Below are 18314 nucleotides of genomic sequence, written 5' to 3' on the forward strand. Positions count from 1 at the left end.
CATCTCATCACCGAGGCCTTGAAGGCGCCGCTGGTGTTCTAGGCTGTCGGCATCGACGTAAGGTTACGAGGTCTATCCGGATAGAAGGAGCACATCCCGGATGACAGGCACTGTCTACGGCTGCGGAACCTTAAACCCGTCGGTTCAACGCGGAACTGGGACGGCTTCTACAACCCTGTCCGGCGTCATTCGACACTGGATTATGTCAGTCCGGTTCAGTTCGAAAGGCTGGCCGGATAGCTACTAAACCGCTCTCCACAAAAGCGGAGCAGGACCACAAGACGCTAGATCCCATCACTCTGATAGGTCTATTCTGGGCGATCGCTGCGTCAAGGAGAGATGGCCTCAGCTCGGGCTGAGGCCACTCGCGAGGCATGCTTGTGCTTAGATTACGATGAAGTGGCTTGCCGCGAGCTTCGCCAGGTTGTGAATGGCGCCAAACTGCACCGCGGCGCCTGCCCCCTCTCCGTCGGCATCGTAGGACAGAGCACCTGTCTCGTCGTTGTAGATGATGTAATCGTCCGAGTCCTTGGCCGCGTCGCCGATCACGAAGTTGCCGCTCAAGAGCTTACCCTGTTCCAGCATCGTAAACACCGAGTCGTTAAGGCGAATGGTGTCCTCGTCAGGGCTGAAGTCCAGGATGGTGTCGACGTTGGTGTTGCCGGACTTGGTGTCAAAGACAAAGGCATCCTCGCCTGAACCGCCGCTCAGAATGTCGCTGCCGTTCTTGGCCCAGATCGTGTCGTCGCCGCCCTTGCCGTCGATCAGGTCACTGCCGGACGTGCCCCTCAGGCTGTTGCCACCGCTGTCGCCGGTGATGGTCTTCGTGGTCGTCGGCAGGTCAGGCGAGACCAGATCAGGCGTCGGCGTGGGTTCCTCCGACTGCTCAGGAATTGGGTCGACCGGGGCCGGTGTTGGCGACGAATCGGCAGGTGTTGGCTCAGCATCGGTCGGCGTGGGTGTCGTTACCCTGCCATCGTGGTTCACATCCAGGGCATAGAACGAGGCCTGACCCGCACCAGAGCCATTGCTTTCATTTGCGCCGAGATAGGCCCCCGCCTTGAAGTAGAAGGTGTCGCTCTGCCAGACTGAGTTGATCTTGGTGCTGGACTCGTAGACCTTGCCGTCAGCGTAGACGTCAACGTCAAGAGTCGAGCCCTTGGCGTTGATCGTATAGGAGAACTTCTCATTGAGAGAGACGTCGGGCGTGGCACCCGTGCTGTCCTTGAGCGTGAACTTGGTCTCGGAGTTGCCTGACCCTGCCTGATCGTTGACGAAGTAGACCGTGCCGTTCTCCCAGTAGAGACGCACCAGCTCATCGTCCTGACCATGGATCTGCCCGACGACCAGCCTGCCGCCGACGCCATCTCGGTTTGGTGCAGCATCAACCTCAAGGGTGGCGCTCATAAACCCACCGCTGGATAGGTTCCAGGCCGCCTTCTCGGAGCCGTTCATCTCGCGCAGCTCAGACCGAGCGTAGGAGGAGCCCTTGGTGGTGGCGCCATTGACGGGAGCGTAGAAGACCATCGCTCCGTCGGAACCGGTGTAGAAGTACTTTGAATTCTTGTAGTCGCTGAGGTTCTGCACCTCGACGGCAGTGCCACTGAGCCTGCCGTTCTGATCGACCGGGAGGGTGATCTTCCAATTGGACAAGTTGAAGTTGCCGCTGGGCGCGGAGGAAGCATTCAAAGCCATATGATTGTCCCCATAGATGAGCGTGCCCCAGCGATGTGGAGCCTCAAGATCTCGATGGATCGTATGATGGAATACGCAGGGCCAGGACGGCCACTGTACTGAGAAGATACGCTGAACTTCGCCAAAAATCGACAGCCACTCATCAGTTGTTCATTGAGGGGCGTTCGTACTTCAGAACTCTACGGTCAGGGTTGTGAATGTTGAATAGGGCAACAACGTGGCCACGCTTCATTTTCTCGATCTGCGGATCTGGGACCATGGTGGATCGAAGGGTCAGACACAGCACACACTGAAGCAGTTTGCCCCTGAGACGCGACTTTTGGGATGCGAGAACTACCGTACCGCCTGTTCATGGACAAGCTAGAGGTGAGTGGCGGATTGGATATCGAGGCCCACCTGTCTGCCGCGCCGGCGAGTGAGGAAATTCGTCAAGAATGGTTAGTAGAACGATGTAGACTCAGTTTGTAAGGAACTGCCGTCTGATTCAATAACTACCGTTAATTGAAATAATCTTACTTTGCGTCGCCCTCATGTGTACGTTTCTCCACTTTCGGCTCTCTAGCATTTACTACTCTTTGCTCAATCGTATCATGTATATATCGGAGTTCATCCTGAAAAAAACGTAGCCGTTTCAGCAATTCGATATCAGTTAAATGAGCAGCTGAAAGCGTTTTGTTTGGAATTTCCGGATCGGAGATGGCACTGTGGATTCTCCTAAGAGCCGCTGGTCCAATGCCAGGATTTTTCAGCCAGAGGCAATCGGGAACCCTCGCTATTTCGTCCTTGTTGGGGCAGCGCCCCTCAAACACCTGCAAGATTGCTTTGCGGGCTCGTAAGGGAACCAGATCCAGGGGAAACGGATCATCTCGTTGCATTGAGTCCACTTCAAGCCAATGTTGGGCATAGAAGGCGGAGAGCGGAAAAGCGCCCCGGCTTTTCGGCCGGGGCTCTTCGGATAAAACGTCGTCAGATACCGTCAGATGACGAAGAAGTCTTTGTAGGTAAGTTTGAGGTTCTTGCTCAGCTGGGCAAACTCCACCGCTTCCCTTGAGCCGGAGCCGTCCGCATCATAGGAGAGCACACCCGTCTTCTTGTTGTAGATCAGGTAGTCGTCCCGCTCCCGTGCCTTGCTGCCGGTGACGAAGAACTCCTGGTCCAGCTGCATCGGGTTGGAGAGCGTCCCGCTGCCGAGCTTCTTGAACACAGCGTTGTCGAGCAGGAAGCTGTCGTACTTGGCATTGAAGTCGACGATCTTGTCGAAGCTCACCTTGCGATCCGTCGAGGCGGTCCCGAGCTTCGAGTTGAACACGAAAGCATCGCTGCCAGCGCCACCATAGAGCCGGTCGTTGCCGGAGCCGCCGTTGACTACGTCATCGCCGGTGCCGCCATAGACTCGGTCATTGCCGCTGTCGCCATAAACCCAGTCGTTGCCAGAGCCGCCATCGACCGTATCGTGCCCGGAACTGCCATAGACTCGGTCATTGCCGGTGCTGCCATAGGCCTTGTCGTTGCCGGAGCCGGCATTAGCCCAGTCATCGCCTGAGTTGCCATTGACAACGTCATTCCCGGAACTTCCGTACACCCGGTCGTTTCCGGAGCTGCCATAGACCCGGTCGTTTCCGGAACTGCCATAGACCCAGTCATTGCCGGAGCCGCCATTGACGTAATCATTGCCGCTATCACCGTTGACACGGTCGTCGCCGCTGTCGCCGTAGATCTTATCATTGCCGGTGCCGCCATTAAGCCTGTCATTGCCTCCGCGGCCTTTGATCGTATCGTTGCCGCCTTGACCCTTCATGACATCGTCGATGTTGTCCCGCCCATTCATTGTCTCGGAACGGAACGTGCCGGTGCGTGTAACGACCTGATTGCCCGTATTGGCGGGAGGAGGAGGGGGAGGAGCAACCGGGTTCGGGACCCAAGCATCTCCAACGAGCTTACCGTCGGCAAACTGCAGAGCTTCAATAGACAGCAGGAAGTCCGTGCCCTCGGTGCTGCTGACGACGGTCCGGTTCTCAAGGATCCCGGTGATCGTGTAGCTGGCACGGTTCCCGGAGAACACGGCCGTGTCGTTTCCTGCGCCGCCATCGAGAGTATCATTGCCGATGCCACCACGGATTATGTCGTCCCCAGCAAAGCCAAAGAGTTTGTTAGCAGTGTCGTTGCCGGTGATGATATTGTTCAGATCATTGCCTGAGCCGGTGATGGCAGTCCCCTGAAGTACCAAGTTCTCGACGAATTGACCCAGCGTGTAGGCGATGGCGCTGAAGACTGTATCTGTGCCGCCTCCAGCCGCTTCGACAACGACATCACCTGTATGATTGACACCATAGGTGTCGTCACCAGAGCCGCCGCTCATCAGGTCGGCGCCGCCTTGACCATCGAGAACGTTGTTGCCAGAGTTGCCGGTGAGAAGATTGGCCGCCGAATTGCCGGTGGCATTGATATGAGCAGCCCCGGTCAAAATAATGTTTTCAACCTCTGCAGGCAGGATATAGCTCGCGGTGCTATAGACTGTGTCAATGCCACCCAGGCCCTGATGGTCCTTCTCCACGATAATGTCCGCTGAGGAATCGACATAGTATGTGTCGTTGCCATCGCCGCCATCGAGACTATCGGCTCTGTTGCATTAACTTCGGGAGACACAATCTGTAGCGTCCTTGCCCTCATTACCAAATACTACATCCTGTGGCTTGACAGGCTAATGCAACAGAGCCCGCTCACGTCAGCCCGGGCCTTCCTTTATGCCGCTTCTGTCATGCTCCTCGTCCGCCGCTTGGGACGACACTCATGATTTACGAGACGGACTCTCAGGTATTGCTGAGCCGGTCCAGCAGGAGACCTAGAGCGCCAACGCTCTCTGGCGTCGCCTCCAGGAGACCTGCCCTGTCCTCCGCCATCAGAAACGTTTTCAGATGGTCTGCGACGCCAACCCGCTCTTCCTCTGGGCCATAACCAAGGCCCGCCAGCGCACGACCAATGAGGGCCTGCGACGGCTCCAGATAGGTGGAGAGGCTGCTGTCGGAGCTACCAGCCGCTGAGTGGTCGCGAATGAAGAGAATACGTGAGGCGCATGGGCGAGCGCCGAAGTCATGCAAGGCTGAGCCGCTGAACACACCTCCGATCAGGTTTGCCGGCGGTGGTGGAACACAAAGCGCAAATAAGTAGCATCTCCCACTTTCACGACAGACCGCCATCGACTGAGCGGTTCGTCCATCGCAGACCACAGCTCCGTCCATTACGACGACCCGCCCAAAAAGCGCTTCTGAGTACGTGAGGCTCAGCCCCGATGCGCCATTTCGACCGATTTCGACCTGCCCACGAATGAGCTTACCGGACTGTGCCTGCGACCACGCCAGAGACAAAGCAAGATAGCGCCCCGTTAGAAGTTGACTCGTAGACCACTGGCCTCCATCGGGAAGGGATACAGAGGGTGCCAGTCGGGTTGATGACGCCTCGCGCATGAGTTCTGCGAGTGTCGTACTCGGGACATTGTAATGAGCTGAAAGGGAGGTGGCGAACTCCTCAAAGGACGCCGCCGCAATGAAGGATTCGGTTAAATTCCCTCCAAGGATAGAAGCCCATTCGTTGTAGACTTGCGAGATGCGGGGGGCAGACTTGCCACCCAACCACTTGTAGGCATTCTGTGCCGTAAATGCGGTGGTCGGGTTCACAGCTGCGAAACGCCGGCACAGATCTTTTGGCGAACTTCCGAGCGCCACAAGCGTCAACTTGAGTTTCAGGGCAACCAAAGGCCCAGCAGCTCTTTCTCTCGTGGGGCGCACGTCGGAGCCTCCGGCGCTACTGTTATATTATGGCATCTGGCGGTCGGCCTTCTTCTCGCGGCCAAAGACAGATACGATGATCTTTGTGGTCCAATATGCCTGGGCCTCGTCTTAATTTCCACAAAGCTCCGAAAATAGCTGAAGATTTCCGCTTACCTTGTCGCGATAGACTGTCAAGCTAGCAACGAAACGTCCGTAAGTACTCATGATGTGGGAGAGGGGAGCCCTATGACACTTCAGATTGGTGCCGTCGCACCGGATTTCGAGGCTGAGACCACGCAAGGGCGCATCCGTTTACACGAATGGATTGGCGACGCTTGGTGCGTGCTGTTTTCCCACCCCAAGGACTTCACCCCGGTCTGCACAACCGAACTCGGCTACATGGCTCGCATCAAGCCTGAATTCGACCGGCGCAATGTGAAAGTCATTGGACTCAGCGTCGATCCGGTCGGTAATCACGCCCGCTGGGCAGAGGACATTCACGAGACGCAGGGGTACGCGCCGAACTACCCGATGATCGGGGACTCGGATCTGGCAGTGTCGAAGCTATATGGAATGCTGCCGGCCAGCACGACCGGAACCTCGGAGGGGCGCACGCCTGCCGACAACCAAACCGTCCGCAACGTGTTCGTCATTGGGCCGGACAAGAAGATCAAACTGGTGCTCGCCTACCCGATGACCACGGGACGTAACTTCGACGAGGTTCTGCGTGTCATCGACTCGCTCCAGTTAACGGCTCAACATCGGGTCGCAACCCCGGCGAACTGGCAGCCAGGACAGGACGTGATCATTGCCGGCTCTGTGTCGGACGACGAAGCGCGTAGAATCTACCCGCAGGGTTGGCAGGCTCCGAGACCTTACATTCGCATTGTGCCGCAGCCGCAATCCTGAGCGCGTGCGTTACCGTGCTCTCGACTGAGTGGGCCTAAACTACCGTGGAGGAACACCATGAGCTCAGCGACCCTGTCCCGACCGGCTCCTGAGCGGCTTGCATGCAAGCCGCGGGTCGACGCCTTCTTTGAGCCGCGTACCTGCAGTGTTCAGTATGTGGTGTCCGATCTGTCCTCCGGGGCCTGTGCCCTCATCGACCCGGTGCTCGATTATGATGAGAAGTCGGGGTGCACGGCGACGACCTCCGCTGACGCTCTGCTCGCCTTCGTGCAGGAGCAGGATCTCACGGTCGAGTGGATTCTGGACACGCATCCTCACGCCGATCACTTTTCGGCCTCTGGGTATCTGAAAGATCAGACCGGCGCTAAAACAGCCATTGGCGAACAGGTGGTCGCTGTCCAGCGGCTTTGGAAGGAGATCTACAATCTTCCTGACGGCTTCCCGACAGACGGTTCGCAGTGGGACCGGTTGTTTGCCGATGGTGATGTGTTCCGGATCGGAGACATGGAGGCGAGCGTGCTGTTCTCGCCGGGACATACCCTGGCCTCAGTCACATACGTGATCGGAGATGCCGCCTTCATCCACGACACGCTGTTCATGCCGGACTTTGGCACCGCGCGATGCGACTTTCCCGGTGGGGACGCCCGAGCGCTGTGGCGAACGATCCAGAGTATCCTGTCCCTGCCGGACGACACTCGTCTATTCTCCGGCCACGACTACCGGCCCGGCGGGCGCCCTCCGGCCTGGGAGAGTTCGGTGACGAGCCAGAAAGCCCACAACACTCACCTCAAGCAGGCTGGAACCGAGGAGCAGTTCGTTGCTCTTCGCAAAGCACGTGACGGGACGCTGCCAATGCCCAAGCTCATCCTGCACGCTCTTCAGGTGAACATGGCTGGAGGTCGATTGCCCATACCTGAGGACAATGGGATGCGGTACCTCAAGATCCCGCTCGACGCACTGCCTTGCGCCATGTGGGAATGATGGGCAGAGCAGGACGCTGGGCGTTGCCTACGCAAGGCAGGTGGGCGGATGCGCTCAAGGGAAACTTCATCTGACGCTTCTGCACACAATAGACCTCGGGGTGACTAACCAAGCGAAGTGCAGCCTGCAGCACCTGCCAGCTTGCTGCTGGTGATCCAATTGACCCTCAGTAACCCGAAATGACGCCTAATGGGCTGGTCCGGCCGTGCTTCTGCCCCGCTTGTTCGTAAGCTGTGGGGCTTCGAGCCACGTAAGGAGCACGTCCCATGTCACGGTCTTCTTCCTCCGCCGCCATTGCCACGCTGGGCGTCGATCTGGGCAAAAACAGCTTCCATCTCGTCGGTCAGGATCAGCGCGGCGCCATCGTGCTGCGGATCAAGCTCTCCCGCACCCAGCTCACGCAGCGCCTGGCCAACATCCCGCCCTGCCTGATCGGCATGGAGGCCTGTGCCGGGGCCCACCACATCGGCCGCCAGCTCCAGGCTCTCGGCCAGGCACTGTTGCAGTAACCTCGGCAGTATAATCCAGAGCGGCCAATCGAGGAGCCGCCCTGTTGTCTTTGTTTAAGCGCCGCCGTTTCCCAGTCGAGATCATCCTGTTGTGCGTGCGCTGGTACTGCAAGTACGGGATCAGCTATCGCGATCTGGCTGAGATGATGCAGGAACGCGGTGTTAGCGTCGATCCGAGCACAATCTTTCGCTGGGTCCAACGCTATGCCCCGGAGCTTGAGAATCGGGTGCGACCGCACCAGGGACATCGTTCAAGTTCGTGGCGAGTGGATGAGACCTATGTGCGAGTGGGCGGACGCTGGCGGTACTTGTTTCGAGCGGTCGACAAACACGGCCGTCTGATTGCCTCCATGCTGTCCGGCCGGCGTGATACTGGAGCCGCTTATCGCTTCTTACGCACAGCTCTGAGGGTGGTGAGCGACTATCCGCCGTCCTCGATCACGACCGACAAACTGGCATCCTATCCGAAGGCCATCCGACGCTTGCGGGACGAAGGGCTGCTGCCGCAGGATGTCGAACACCGCACCTCGAAATACTTGAATAACATCATCGAAGCCGACCACGGGGCGCTCAAGCGCGTGATCCGGCCGACGCGCGGCTTCCAGAGCATGAAAACCGCCGCCGTGACCCTGATGGGCTTTGAAACCATGCGCATGATCCGCTGCGATCACTGCAGCCAGCGAAAACGTCAGGCGACAAGCGAAGTCCGTCTCATTAATCAGCTCTTCGGTCTAGCAGCCTGAATGATCTCATCGACGGAGTTCGCTTTGCCATTTCACGTTACTGCAACGGTGCCATTACGAGACGGATAGCACTGGATTGCCCAACGCTCATTGAGAAGGTCAAGATAGGGGCGCCGCGTTTCAAAATGCTCTATCAAAATCATCAATTTGCGGGCGCTCTTCGCATTTTCGTCGAGGTTGCTGGATTCAATTTTGAGCAAATCTAGTTCGTATCTGAGATCCACTCTGTACAGATCGACAATAGCGCGTCTCGTGTGGTGATCTAGTCTATTCTCATCCTTGTTGCCGCGTCGTTTTAGATTGTTAATAATCATGCCGCTTATCTGATATCTCTAACTTCTGAAAGGGCGGCAAACTACATCGTGTGGAGGCAAAGCCCATCAGAGTTTTGGTAGATCCTGTTACCCTATGAGAGGTAGCTCGATAGGCGTGCACTGCCGCTGCGCAGGCGATGTCCTGCTGAAGTAGATCAACTCGGAGCAGGGCGTCCGGCGCTTTTACAGCCTCATGATTGAGAGGGATCCATTCGGCACCGTGCGCTTGGTGCGCCACTGGGGCAGGATCAGCACTAACTGGCAGGAGAAAGCCGAGGAGTTCGCCAGCGAAGGTGAGGCTGGCCAGGCGCTTGAGGCGGTGGCACGGGCCAAGCGCAGGCGGGGGTACCGGGATCTTTAAACTGCCGGGAATAGGGTGGCACCGGTCAGCCAGATCTCCTTCAAAGGTCGCTCGCATCGACTGAAGAGATCGGAGTAGCTGGCCGGTACCGCGGCTTCGGGGGCTCTGTTGCATTAGCCTGTCAAGCCACAGGATGTAGTATTTGGTAATGAGGGCAAGGACGCTACAGATTGTGTCTCCCGAAGTTAATGCAACAGAGCCGCCGTATCCGAGGGTGATCGGCCCGCCGTGGCGTTGGTCGATCACATTGTCCGCGAACACCTCCCCATCTTGGCCAGGCGAGCGCTCAAACGATGCGTCGGTGATAGAGAACTTGCGAACATCCATGGGAATTGCTCCATTTTGTGCCAGGAGTCTGATAGGTCAGGTTAGTTGGTCGCAGAAGGACGTAGTCAAACGCGTGATCAAATCCGGTGGCAGTTCAGGCCGCTGGGATCCGCGCTATCACTTTGATCTCGAAATCGAAGCCTGCGAGCCAGTTCACTCCTACTGCGGTCCAGTTCGGATAAGGCTTCTGAGGAAACACCTTGCCTTTGACGGACATGATGGTCTCGAACTGTGTCTCAGGATCCGTATGGAACGTCGTCACATCCACGATATCGTCGAACGTACAGCCGGCCGCCTGCAGAACCTCACCGAAATTGTCGAAAGCAAGTTGCACCTGCTTTTCGAAGTCAGGCTCGGGTGAGCCGTCCTCGCGGCTTCCGACCTGCCCTGAGAGAAAGAGCAGATCGCCGGTTCGGATGGCAGCGGAGTAGCGGTTGATCTCGTAAAGCGCCTGCCGGCCGGCAGGGAAGATCGCATCGCGCTTGGACATTCTTTTCTCCTTATTCAGATCAGATGAAACCTCGCACATCAGTTCGTTCCAATTGAGTGCCGGGACCTGCCTTGCTGGAACAGGAGATAGCGGCCCCGAGTTCGCGCGATTAGACGTTGAAATCGGCATGGGTTGATGCAAAATCGCCATCAATGATGCGCCCCTCCCTAAACGATCTCACCGCCTTTGTGGCTGTCGCTACCCATCGCAGCTTTCGCCGGGCAGCGGACGAACTTGGCACGGCGCCATCGACGTTGAGCCACGCAATGCGCGGCCTTGAGGATCGGCTGGGCGTGCGCCTTCTCAACCGGACGACCCGCAGCGTCGCGCCAACCGAAGCCGGGCTCGAGCTGCTCAACCGGTTACAAGCAACCCTTTCTTCGCTGGATGAAGCGTTAGACGCCGTCAGTGCCTTCCGAGGCCAGGTGGCAGGCACGGTCCGGGTCAACGCGCCACGTGTGGCCGCGGCCGCTCTCGTGCGTGATGTTCTCCTCCGCATGGCAGAACGGTTTCCCGACGTGACGGTGGACATCGTGGTCGAGAATCGGTTGATCGATATCGTGTCAGGGGGCTTCGATGCCGGGGTGCGCCTCGTCGGATCAATCCCCAAGGACATGATCGCGGTGCCGCTCGCCAGACTAATACAGTTCGTCTGCGTCGCATCACCATCCTATCTCGATTGCGCCGGCGAGCCGAAAACCCCAGAGGAACTGCAGCATCATCGCTGCATCGGCCACCGCATGCCCAGCGGCAGGCTGTACCGGTGGGAGTTCGAGCGGGCCGGGCAGGAATTGACCATCGATGTAACCGGACCGGCGGTGCTTGATGATGAGGACCTAATGGTGGAAGCGGCCATGCAAGGCCTGGGTATTGCGTATGTGCCGAATTGGGTGGCCGAAGCGGCTCTTGCGGAAGGACGATTGCGCACGGTCCTGTCCTCCTGGATGCAGGGGTCAGAGGCAGTGGCCGTTTATTATCCAGGGCATCGGGCCGTGCCACCGGCACTGCGGGCATTCCTCGATGTCGTGAGGGATGTCAGGCAAATTAAGTAGAAGGTAATTCCTGGACGTCAGCATCGGTCATCCTTTCACCTTCCGACCGGTGAACGGACGTCGACTCATGACTGCTGAAGCTGACCAAGCGCTTAGGTGTCAGAGTGCCAGAAGCTGACATTACGGTACAAACTTTGGAGGACTGCTGTTCGAGAGATCTCACGCAAACTGGGCATAATTCCATGTACGTCTCGCAGCAAGGCACGTCAGCGGAGCGCGCCAAGCAGATCCGGGGCATTCGGCGATGCCGTGGCACGCGCAGCTGGACGGATGCCTCCAACGCTCGATTCTTGACATCACCGTCCCTGCGCAGCCCGGGATGTCATTCTGCAGCGATCCTGGAACGTGGGTTGGGATCGGCGTCTGCTCGGACAACGGGGATTGCTCGGTCGAAGGCTTCCGTCTCAGGCTCATCTTTTGGCCCAACGAACCGGCTGAACAGGCGACTGAACAGGCGCGACAGGTCATCCATGAGGATGAAGAAGGCCGGCACGAACACCAGCGACAGCAAGGTCGAGACGATCAGTCCCCCGATCACCGCGATGGCCATCGGTGCGCGGAATTCACCACCCGCACCCAATGCCAGAGCGCTCGGCAGCATGCCGGCCGCCATGGCAATCGTTGTCATCACAATCGGCCGCGCCCGCTTGCGCCCAGCATCGATGATCGCGGTTTTGCGGTCCACGCCTTTTGCCACCTCCTCGATGGCGAAGTCGACCAGCATGATGGCGTTTTTAGTCACGATCCCCATCAGCATCAGGAAGCCGATCACCACCGGCAGGCTGATCGCTTTATGCGTGATCACCAGCGCCATGATCGCGCCGCCGATCGACAGGGGCAGCGACAGCAGGATCGTGAATGGCTGCAGGAAGTTGGCGAACAGCAGGATAAGCACGCCCAGCACCATCATGATGCCGGCTCCCATGGCCTTACCGAACGAGGTGAAGACCTCCGTCATGACCTCCGCGTCACCCGTTTGCTTGATCGTTACGCCCGGCGGAAGATTTTTGGCCGTCGGCAGGTTGTAGATGGCCTCGAGCACCTCGCCGAGCGCATCCGTGCCCCGCATGTCTGCCTCAAGCGCCACGCGCAAGGAGCGGTCATAGCGGTCAATTGAGGTTGGTCCCTGCCCGAACGAGATGTCGGCAACAGCCGAGAGCGGGACGGCTGTACCGTCCTTGGCCGGAACCTTGAGGATGTCGATCAACGCTCGGTCGCCGCGTACCGCCTCGGGCAACTGGACGCGGATCGGGATCTGCCGGTCGCCTGCATTGAACTTGGCGAGATTGGCCCCGACGTCACCGATGGTTGCAACCCGCACCGTCTCGGACAGCACGTCGGTCGACACACCGAGCTCCGCCGCCAGATCCGGCTTCGGGCTGATGCGAATCTCAGGCCGGTTGAGCGGCGCCGTCGACATGGGATTTTCGACGGTCGGAATGCTCGTCATTTCGCGCTGGAGCTTCGCCGCGGTCTCGACCACCACACCCTGGTCGGGCCCGCTTACGATGAGCTGAAGTCCGCGTTGTCCGCCCTCGCCAAGGACGAAGAAGCGGATGTCCGGCACGTCGCGGAACTCCTCGACGATACGCCCCTCAAACTGGCGTTGCCGCAGGGACCGTTCCTCCTTCGGCACGAGGTTCACCGTGAAGGTCGCCAGCCGCACCTCTTTCTTGCCGGGAAGCTGAAGGCCGCCGTTAACAAACACCGACCTCACCTCGGGCATGGCGCGCAGGCGCTCCGCGATCCCGTCGCTCACCAGCTGCGTGTCGCTCAGTTTCGATCCCGGCGGCAGCTCGGCCACAAAGAGGGAGCGAGAGATATCCTCCTCCGGCAGGAAAGCCGACGGCAGGAGATTGGTCGACCAGAGCGATGCTCCGAAGATGGCGAGCCCCAGGATGAAGGTGATGAACTTGTGCCGGACAGACCAGCCGACCAAGCGGGTGTAAGCCCGCATGATGAACCCGTCCTTCTGCTCGACATGCTTGTGCGGCCGCATGAAATAAGCCGCCAGCATCGGCGTGATCAACCGGGCCACTAGAAGCGAGATCAGGACCGCAGCCGCGACGGTGAGCCCGAACTGCTTGAAGTACTGCCCGGCGATGCCACCCATGAAGCTGACCGGGGCGAACACGGCGACGATCGTGAACGTGATCGCAATCACCGCCAGGCCGATCTCGTCCGCCCCTTCCAGCGCGGCACGATAAGGCGACTTGCCCATGTGTATGTGGCGAACGATATTCTCGATCTCGACGATGGCATCGTCGACTAGGATGCCCGTAACGAGGGTCAGCGCCAGAAGGCTCACCAGGTTGAGCGAGAAGCCCATGGTGCTCATGATCCAGAAGGTGGGCAGCACCGAGAGCGGCAGGGCCACGGACGCGGTCAGGGTGGCGCGCCAGTCGCGCAGGAAGATGAACACCACGATGACGGCCAGGATTGCACCCTCGATCAGAGTGTGCATGGCGGATTCATAGTTGCCCACCGTATAAGCGACGGTGTCGTCGATCAGGTCGAAGCGCACGTCCGCATGCGCCTGACCCAACTCGGCGACTTTGGCGGCGACCGCCTGGCCGACCGTGGCGTCGCTGGCGCCGGTCGCGCGCGTGACGGCAAAGGCGACCACTGGCTGGCCGTTGAACCGGGCGAAGGTGCGCGGCTCAGCAGCGGTGTCGGTGACGGTTGCCAGCTCATCAAGGCGAACCTTTCGATTGCCCGGGAGAGTGATGCTGGTGGACGCGAGGTCTCCAAGTGTTTGTGCGGCACCCAGAGTCCGGATAGACTGCTCCTGCCCGCCAACCTCGCCGCGCCCACCGGCAAGATCGACGCTGGTCAGGCGCAGCTGTCGGTTGACATCGGCGGCCGTGATGCCGAGCGCCAGCAGACGATCAAGCTTCAGCTCGATCCGGATCTCGCGCTCGACCCCACCGACACGTTCAACGCGCCCGACGCCCTGAACGCTCTGAAGCTGGCGCGCCACCACATCATCGACGAACCAGGACAGCTCCTCCGGCGTCATGGCGGGGCCGGAGGCGGCGTAGGTGACGATCGGGAGACCGGCGATGTCCAAGCGCTGAATGACAGGCTCGTCGATGGTGCGTGGCAGGTCGGAGCGGACCTTGGCAACCGCATCCTTCACGTCGTTGACCGCCCGATCCGAGTTGATCTCGAGCCGGAACTCGATGGTCGTGGTGGAGATGCCTTCCGAGATCGTCGAGGTGATGTGCTTGACGCCGTTAACGCCGGCAACCGAGTCCTCAACCCGCTTGGTGACCTGGTTCTGGAGTTCGGACGGCGCGGCGCCCGCTTGCGTGACCGAAACCGTGACGAGTGGAACGTCGATGTTCGGGAACCGCGTGATCGGCAACCCTTGGAAGCTGAAGACGCCTAGGATCATCAGGACGATGAACAGGACGAGGGACGGGATCGGCTTTCGGATCGCCCAGGCGGAGACGTTGAGCTGCATTACCGTACTCCGTCCGCCTGCGCCGACTCGGCCAGGACCGGCCGGACCACATCACCGTCGCGCAGGAAGCTGCCGGCCCGGGTCACGACCAGGTCGCCAGTGCTGATACCCTCGACCTGAATGAAGCCGTCGGCCGAGAGGCCGGTGCGGACCTGACGTGTCTCGATGCGTTCATCAACCACGATCTGGACCGCTGCGCCTTTGGCGCTGTAGATCACGGTGCTGAGCGGAACCGCCACCCCCGTTGTCCGGGCAAGTTCGATGGTGCCGCGTGCGAAGGCCCCGATGCGCAAGGCAGGATCCCGAGGCAGGGCTACCCGCACCTTGCCGAGACGGGTGGCGCGGTCGACCTCCGGAGAGATGTTGCGCACGAGCCCCTCGATTGTCCGGCCTTGGTCGATGCTCACCTGAGCGGGAGCGCCCTCACGCAGGCGAACGAGCTGTGTCTCCGTCACCTCCCCTTCGAGTTCGATCTCGCCGTTCGCAATGATGCGAAAGAGCGGGTCGCCTGCGGCGGTCGCGGTGGCGCCGACCTTGGCGTTCTTACGAGAGATGATCCCCGCCTGGGGGGCCTTGATCGCGGCACGGGCGAGGCGAACTTGGATCTCCCGTTTCTGCGCCTCCTCGGACTGCCTTTCAGCTTCGGCGATGCGCAGGCCATCGCGGGCGGCGGCAAGGCGCCCTTCCGCAGCCCGGGCTGCGGAGACCCGCTGCTCAAGTTGAGCTTCTGTCGTGTTGCCGCCTTTGATGAGCGAGCGCGTACGCTCCAAGGCCTGGGCTGCCTCGACCTGTGCGGCCTCGGCCTGCACGATCTGGCTGCGGGCTTGGGCGACCCCCGCCTCGGCTCGGGCGAAGGAGGCGGTGTTGCGGGCCAGCTCTGTTTCGAGAAGATCGGTCGCCAGATGGGCCAGAACCTGTCCCTTCGTGACGGTTTCCCCCTCCTCGACCAGAACTTCCGTGATGCGCAAACCCTCCAGCTCCGGGGCAACCAGAACCTCCTCGCGAGGTACAAGCGTTCCGGTGACCACCGCCCGCTCCGTGATCTCCCGTTCCGCGGTGCGCGTGACGGATACGGCGGGCGCAGGCGCGCCCTGCGGCTGGGCGGCCAACGCTGCCAGAGGGAGAAAGACCATGGCAGCCGCCAAACTGTGCAACCTGCGCATCATGACACCCTTATCTCCGGCACCTGATATCAGGTGCGTGTTAGGTTGATCTTCCCGGCAAAGGCCGCCTCGATGACGGCCATCAGGCTTGCGACCCCACGCTCGGCATCCAGCGTGGCGTCCACGGCCCGGCGCACGAAGAGGCCGTTGGCAATGGTCACGATCAGGGACGCGAGCGCTTCCAGGTCGACCTCCGGAGCAATAGCCCCATTGGCCTGCGCCTGCCGGAACAAGGCGCACATGCGTTCGCAGATGTCCCTGTCGAACGCCTCGGACATAGTGGCGAACGATCGGTTGCGGGTAGCCTCTGCCCAGATCTCCAGGCAGAGCACCGCCCGCTCCCGCGGCTCCTCGGCAAAATGTTTGTGGGCAATGGAGCGCAAGGAAGGCAGGAGGTCACCCGGTTGGGACAACACAGCGAAGTCCTCTCCGATGCGGGCACGGTCTCTCTCGGCGAGAGCCAGAACGACTGCGTCCTTCGAGCCGAAGTAGCGGTAGAGATTACCAGGACTCATTCCAGCCTCGGCAGCTACGTCCTGCATGGTGGTGCGATGAAAACCGGAGCGGACGAAGCAGCGCTCGGCGGCATTCAGGATGCGCGTCTGACGCTCAGCAGATGAGTCCGCCTTCGGGTCGAGGAGAGCTTGCTGATCTGCCATGAGGCATAAAGTACCAAAGTTGTGAGAATGAACGTTCATTCTCATCTATGCATCCGTATGAGCAGGGTCAACCCGCGCTCTGTAGGGTTCGACGGCTGTCGAGGGGCCTGACCTGCCCCAGATGAAAGATCACAGTCATGGATCGCTTGAGGGTTTGTTCGTCACCAGCGATAAAAAGTCGGCCGGCCTGTGCTCGATTTGCTCCTATTAAAGCGAAGGTAGCGGCAGCATCGGTGCCCAGTGTGGTTTTGCTCCACCGAGCAAGTTAGACGGGGAAGGACTGCTCTGGGTCAAACTAAGTAGTAGCGGAGTTCGGTGGGAAGTTCCGCTCTTTCCAGCAGTGCAGAAGTGCGGCTAAGGTCAGCCTCGTGCCAGAAGGCGGCCTTCAGGACTCTCAAGCGAATCCCATTCCGTTAGCCTCTCAAGAGAAGAGATGCCGCCTAAGTCTCTAAGTTGTCCATTTCCCCTGTTCAATCGTGTTGACCTCGGCTTAGTAGTCTTCGGCTGGCGATCCTGCCCGATCCACAATTGCCAGTAAATATTCTCGTAAACCATAGCGGGAAATGCCTGACTTCTCGCGCAGCGCTCATGCAATCCTCAGCCTGACATTCTGCTGCCGCACCTGAAGGAGTCATTCGAAACTCATTGGAATAAGATCTTGAAATCTCCCTAGAAACATATACCATACCGATTAGTATGATATACTACCGCGCTGTCCGAGATTTACCTATTGTACCGGCAGGAGGATGTGGAGAACCATGGGCCGCCATCGCGAATTCGACCCTGACGAGGCGTTGCACACCGCACTTCAGGTCTTTCGACGTCGAGGCTACGAGGGCACCTCTATCTCCGACCTGACGGAAGCAATGGGCATCACGCGTCCTAGTCTCTATGCGGCGTTCGGCAACAAGGAAGATCTCTTCCGACGGACGCTCGACCTCTATGAGCGCCAGCACCTGTGCTTCGCGCACGTGGCCCTTCAGGCGCCAACAGCACGTGAAGCGGTCGAGCGGCTCCTGCGTGGCTATATCGATGTCCTGACCGATCCCTTGAGCCCTCCTGGCTGTCTTGGGGTGAATGGGGCTGTGGCCTGCAGCGAGGCGAGCGAGCCTATCCGCGAAGAGCTCATCGCCCGTCGGATAGTCAACGAGAACAAACTGCGTGATCGTTTGGAGACGGCCCGCGCCGGCGGCGATTTCCCCAGTGATGAGGATCCCGCCGACTGGGCCCGCTACGTCGTGTCGATCGGCCTGGGGATGGCGGTCAGGGCAGCATCGGGCGCTTCGCGCGAGGAACTCCAACGAGTGGTTGATGTCGCCATGCGGAGTTGGCCAACTGTGCCCCGCTGAAATCTGGATCGTTCTCCGTTCCTCAGTTCGAAAGTTTCTTTGTCCCTTCGACCGTCAGGCTGATCGGAATGACGGCAACTCCAAGGCTTACTGTCGCGTCGATTGTTCCATCCGGTGGAAGGCCCCCGGCGAGCCCATCAACCTCGATCCAGAGCACCTCCCCGTCCATTGAGAGGACCTCACCTGGGGCCACAGGGATTGTGTCCAAGGTCGTGGTCGTCCCGTTACCGAGCGATGCAACAATCCGAGAACGACTGGCATCAGCGACCGTTATCCCTCCAAACGAGACTCGTTCAGTGCTCCGATTTTCCAGCTGGAACATAATCTGCGCCCGATTTTCTCCCTTAGCGGGCGAGACGCGCACGTCTATCAGAACCACCTCGTTCGTGATCTGGTAATCCTCCTCCGCGCTCAAATCCCTCGAAAGAAAGCCTATGGCGAGAGATAGTGCGAAAGCGGCAACGAGTCGGAGACTTTTCCAAAACCGACTCATGGAAAGCGCCTCATTCGTTTGACTAGAGTGATCGAG

The 18314-nt window shown here is 59.5% G+C and carries 16 protein-coding genes and 1 pseudogene; 7 read left to right on the plus strand and 10 right to left on the minus strand.

Features of this window, described 5'->3' with window-relative positions:
* Positions 1-384: 384 nt before the first annotated feature.
* The 4 genes from JQC81_RS16075 to JQC81_RS16090 form a co-directional block, all read right to left on the minus strand.
* Complete coding sequence (locus tag JQC81_RS16075; protein ID WP_203272815.1) at positions 385-1695, minus strand: polysaccharide lyase family 7 protein; 1311 nt, start codon at positions 1693-1695, stop codon at positions 385-387.
* Between the two features lie 512 nt (positions 1696-2207).
* On the minus strand, positions 2208-2570 hold the full coding sequence (locus tag JQC81_RS16080; RefSeq protein ID WP_203272816.1) for a hypothetical protein: 363 nt from the start codon (positions 2568-2570) through the stop codon (positions 2208-2210).
* A 101-nt stretch (positions 2571-2671) separates the two neighbouring features.
* Positions 2672-4249, minus strand: coding sequence for a calcium-binding protein (locus JQC81_RS33875; protein ID WP_203272817.1), 1578 nt, complete (start codon positions 4247-4249; stop codon positions 2672-2674).
* Between the two features lie 256 nt (positions 4250-4505).
* On the minus strand, positions 4506-5447 hold the full coding sequence (locus JQC81_RS16090; protein ID WP_203272818.1) for a hypothetical protein: 942 nt from the start codon (positions 5445-5447) through the stop codon (positions 4506-4508).
* Positions 5448-5708: 261 nt separating this feature from the next.
* On the opposite strand from JQC81_RS16090, the gene JQC81_RS16095 reads away from it, so the two are divergent.
* From JQC81_RS16095 to JQC81_RS16110, 4 genes and pseudogenes are all read left to right on the plus strand, one after another.
* Positions 5709-6371 carry a peroxiredoxin gene (locus JQC81_RS16095; RefSeq protein ID WP_203272819.1) on the plus strand — a complete coding sequence of 221 codons (663 nt, stop codon included), beginning with the start codon at positions 5709-5711 and terminating at the stop codon, positions 6369-6371.
* Between the two features lie 57 nt (positions 6372-6428).
* Positions 6429-7352 carry an MBL fold metallo-hydrolase gene (locus JQC81_RS16100; protein ID WP_203272820.1) on the plus strand — a complete coding sequence of 308 codons (924 nt, stop codon included), beginning with the start codon at positions 6429-6431 and terminating at the stop codon, positions 7350-7352.
* A gap of 266 nt (positions 7353-7618) precedes the next feature.
* A pseudogene (locus tag JQC81_RS16105) lies at positions 7619-7843 on the plus strand (IS110 family transposase); the annotation flags it as partial.
* A gap of 62 nt (positions 7844-7905) precedes the next feature.
* Positions 7906-8604, plus strand: coding sequence for an IS6 family transposase (locus tag JQC81_RS16110; protein ID WP_312887531.1), 699 nt, complete (start codon positions 7906-7908; stop codon positions 8602-8604).
* Positions 8605-8636: 32 nt separating this feature from the next.
* Here JQC81_RS16110 and JQC81_RS16115 read toward each other — a convergent pair whose 3' ends face one another.
* Complete coding sequence (locus JQC81_RS16115; protein WP_203272821.1) at positions 8637-8918, minus strand: hypothetical protein; 282 nt, start codon at positions 8916-8918, stop codon at positions 8637-8639.
* 154 nt (positions 8919-9072) lie between these two features.
* Here JQC81_RS16115 and JQC81_RS33185 point away from each other — a divergent pair, with 154 nt between their 5' ends.
* Positions 9073-9279 (plus strand): WGR domain-containing protein, encoded by a 207-nt coding sequence (locus tag JQC81_RS33185; protein WP_312887535.1) that lies wholly within the window; start codon positions 9073-9075, stop codon positions 9277-9279.
* A gap of 421 nt (positions 9280-9700) precedes the next feature.
* Here JQC81_RS33185 and JQC81_RS16125 read toward each other — a convergent pair whose 3' ends face one another.
* On the minus strand, positions 9701-10096 hold the full coding sequence (locus JQC81_RS16125; RefSeq protein WP_203272822.1) for a RidA family protein: 396 nt from the start codon (positions 10094-10096) through the stop codon (positions 9701-9703).
* 152 nt (positions 10097-10248) lie between these two features.
* Between JQC81_RS16125 and JQC81_RS16130 the strand changes: the two genes are divergently transcribed.
* On the plus strand, positions 10249-11148 hold the full coding sequence (locus tag JQC81_RS16130) for a LysR family transcriptional regulator (protein ID WP_203272823.1): 900 nt from the start codon (positions 10249-10251) through the stop codon (positions 11146-11148).
* Between the two features lie 322 nt (positions 11149-11470).
* Here the strand turns inward: JQC81_RS16130 and JQC81_RS16135 are convergent, their stop codons facing one another.
* From JQC81_RS16135 to JQC81_RS16145, 3 genes are read right to left on the minus strand one after another with little or no spacing between them, the layout of a single operon-like run.
* On the minus strand, positions 11471-14614 hold the full coding sequence (locus JQC81_RS16135; protein ID WP_203272824.1) for an efflux RND transporter permease subunit: 3144 nt from the start codon (positions 14612-14614) through the stop codon (positions 11471-11473).
* The gene (locus JQC81_RS16140; RefSeq protein WP_246520461.1) at positions 14614-15747 is read right to left on the minus strand and encodes an efflux RND transporter periplasmic adaptor subunit; all 1134 of its coding nucleotides are present in this window, start codon (positions 15745-15747) and stop codon (positions 14614-14616) included. Before JQC81_RS16140 ends, JQC81_RS16135 begins: the two co-directional genes overlap by 1 nt.
* Positions 15748-15806: 59 nt before the next feature.
* Entirely contained in the window at positions 15807-16436 is a 630-nt protein-coding gene (locus JQC81_RS16145; RefSeq protein ID WP_246520462.1) for a TetR/AcrR family transcriptional regulator, read from the minus strand.
* Between the two features lie 758 nt (positions 16437-17194).
* Between JQC81_RS16145 and JQC81_RS16150 the strand changes: the two genes are divergently transcribed.
* Complete coding sequence (locus tag JQC81_RS16150) at positions 17195-17785, plus strand: TetR/AcrR family transcriptional regulator (RefSeq protein ID WP_203272825.1); 591 nt, start codon at positions 17195-17197, stop codon at positions 17783-17785.
* A gap of 22 nt (positions 17786-17807) precedes the next feature.
* On the opposite strand, the gene JQC81_RS16155 is transcribed toward JQC81_RS16150, so the two are convergent.
* A complete protein-coding gene (locus tag JQC81_RS16155) occupies positions 17808-18278 on the minus strand; it encodes a hypothetical protein (RefSeq protein WP_203272826.1) in 471 nt (156 codons plus the stop codon).
* Positions 18279-18314 lie beyond the last annotated feature (36 nt).

It is taken from the genome of Microvirga arabica (assembly GCF_016811235.1).
GTDB lineage: Bacteria > Pseudomonadota > Alphaproteobacteria > Rhizobiales > Beijerinckiaceae > Microvirga > Microvirga arabica.

Excerpts from the sequence above, each read along its gene's own strand:
- JQC81_RS16150 (WP_203272825.1), top strand. The coding sequence starts at position 17,195 with ATGGGCCGCCATCGCGAATTCGACCCTGACGAGGCGTTGCACACCGCA.
- JQC81_RS16140 (WP_246520461.1), bottom strand. The coding sequence starts at position 15,747 with ATGGTCTTTCTCCCTCTGGCAGCGTTGGCCGCCCAGCCGCAGGGCGCG.
- JQC81_RS16100 (WP_203272820.1), top strand. The coding sequence starts at position 6,429 with ATGAGCTCAGCGACCCTGTCCCGACCGGCTCCTGAGCGGCTTGCATGC.
- JQC81_RS16130 (WP_203272823.1), top strand. The coding sequence starts at position 10,249 with ATGATGCGCCCCTCCCTAAACGATCTCACCGCCTTTGTGGCTGTCGCT.
- JQC81_RS16095 (WP_203272819.1), top strand. The coding sequence starts at position 5,709 with ATGACACTTCAGATTGGTGCCGTCGCACCGGATTTCGAGGCTGAGACC.
- JQC81_RS16155 (WP_203272826.1), bottom strand. The coding sequence starts at position 18,278 with ATGAGTCGGTTTTGGAAAAGTCTCCGACTCGTTGCCGCTTTCGCACTA.
- JQC81_RS16145 (WP_246520462.1), bottom strand. The coding sequence starts at position 16,436 with ATGGCAGATCAGCAAGCTCTCCTCGACCCGAAGGCGGACTCATCTGCT.
- JQC81_RS16080 (WP_203272816.1), bottom strand. The coding sequence starts at position 2,570 with ATGCAACGAGATGATCCGTTTCCCCTGGATCTGGTTCCCTTACGAGCC.
- JQC81_RS16125 (WP_203272822.1), bottom strand. The coding sequence starts at position 10,096 with ATGTCCAAGCGCGATGCGATCTTCCCTGCCGGCCGGCAGGCGCTTTAC.
- JQC81_RS16135 (WP_203272824.1), bottom strand. The coding sequence starts at position 14,614 with ATGCAGCTCAACGTCTCCGCCTGGGCGATCCGAAAGCCGATCCCGTCC.
- JQC81_RS16075 (WP_203272815.1), bottom strand. The coding sequence starts at position 1,695 with ATGGCTTTGAATGCTTCCTCCGCGCCCAGCGGCAACTTCAACTTGTCC.
- JQC81_RS16115 (WP_203272821.1), bottom strand. The coding sequence starts at position 8,918 with ATGATTATTAACAATCTAAAACGACGCGGCAACAAGGATGAGAATAGA.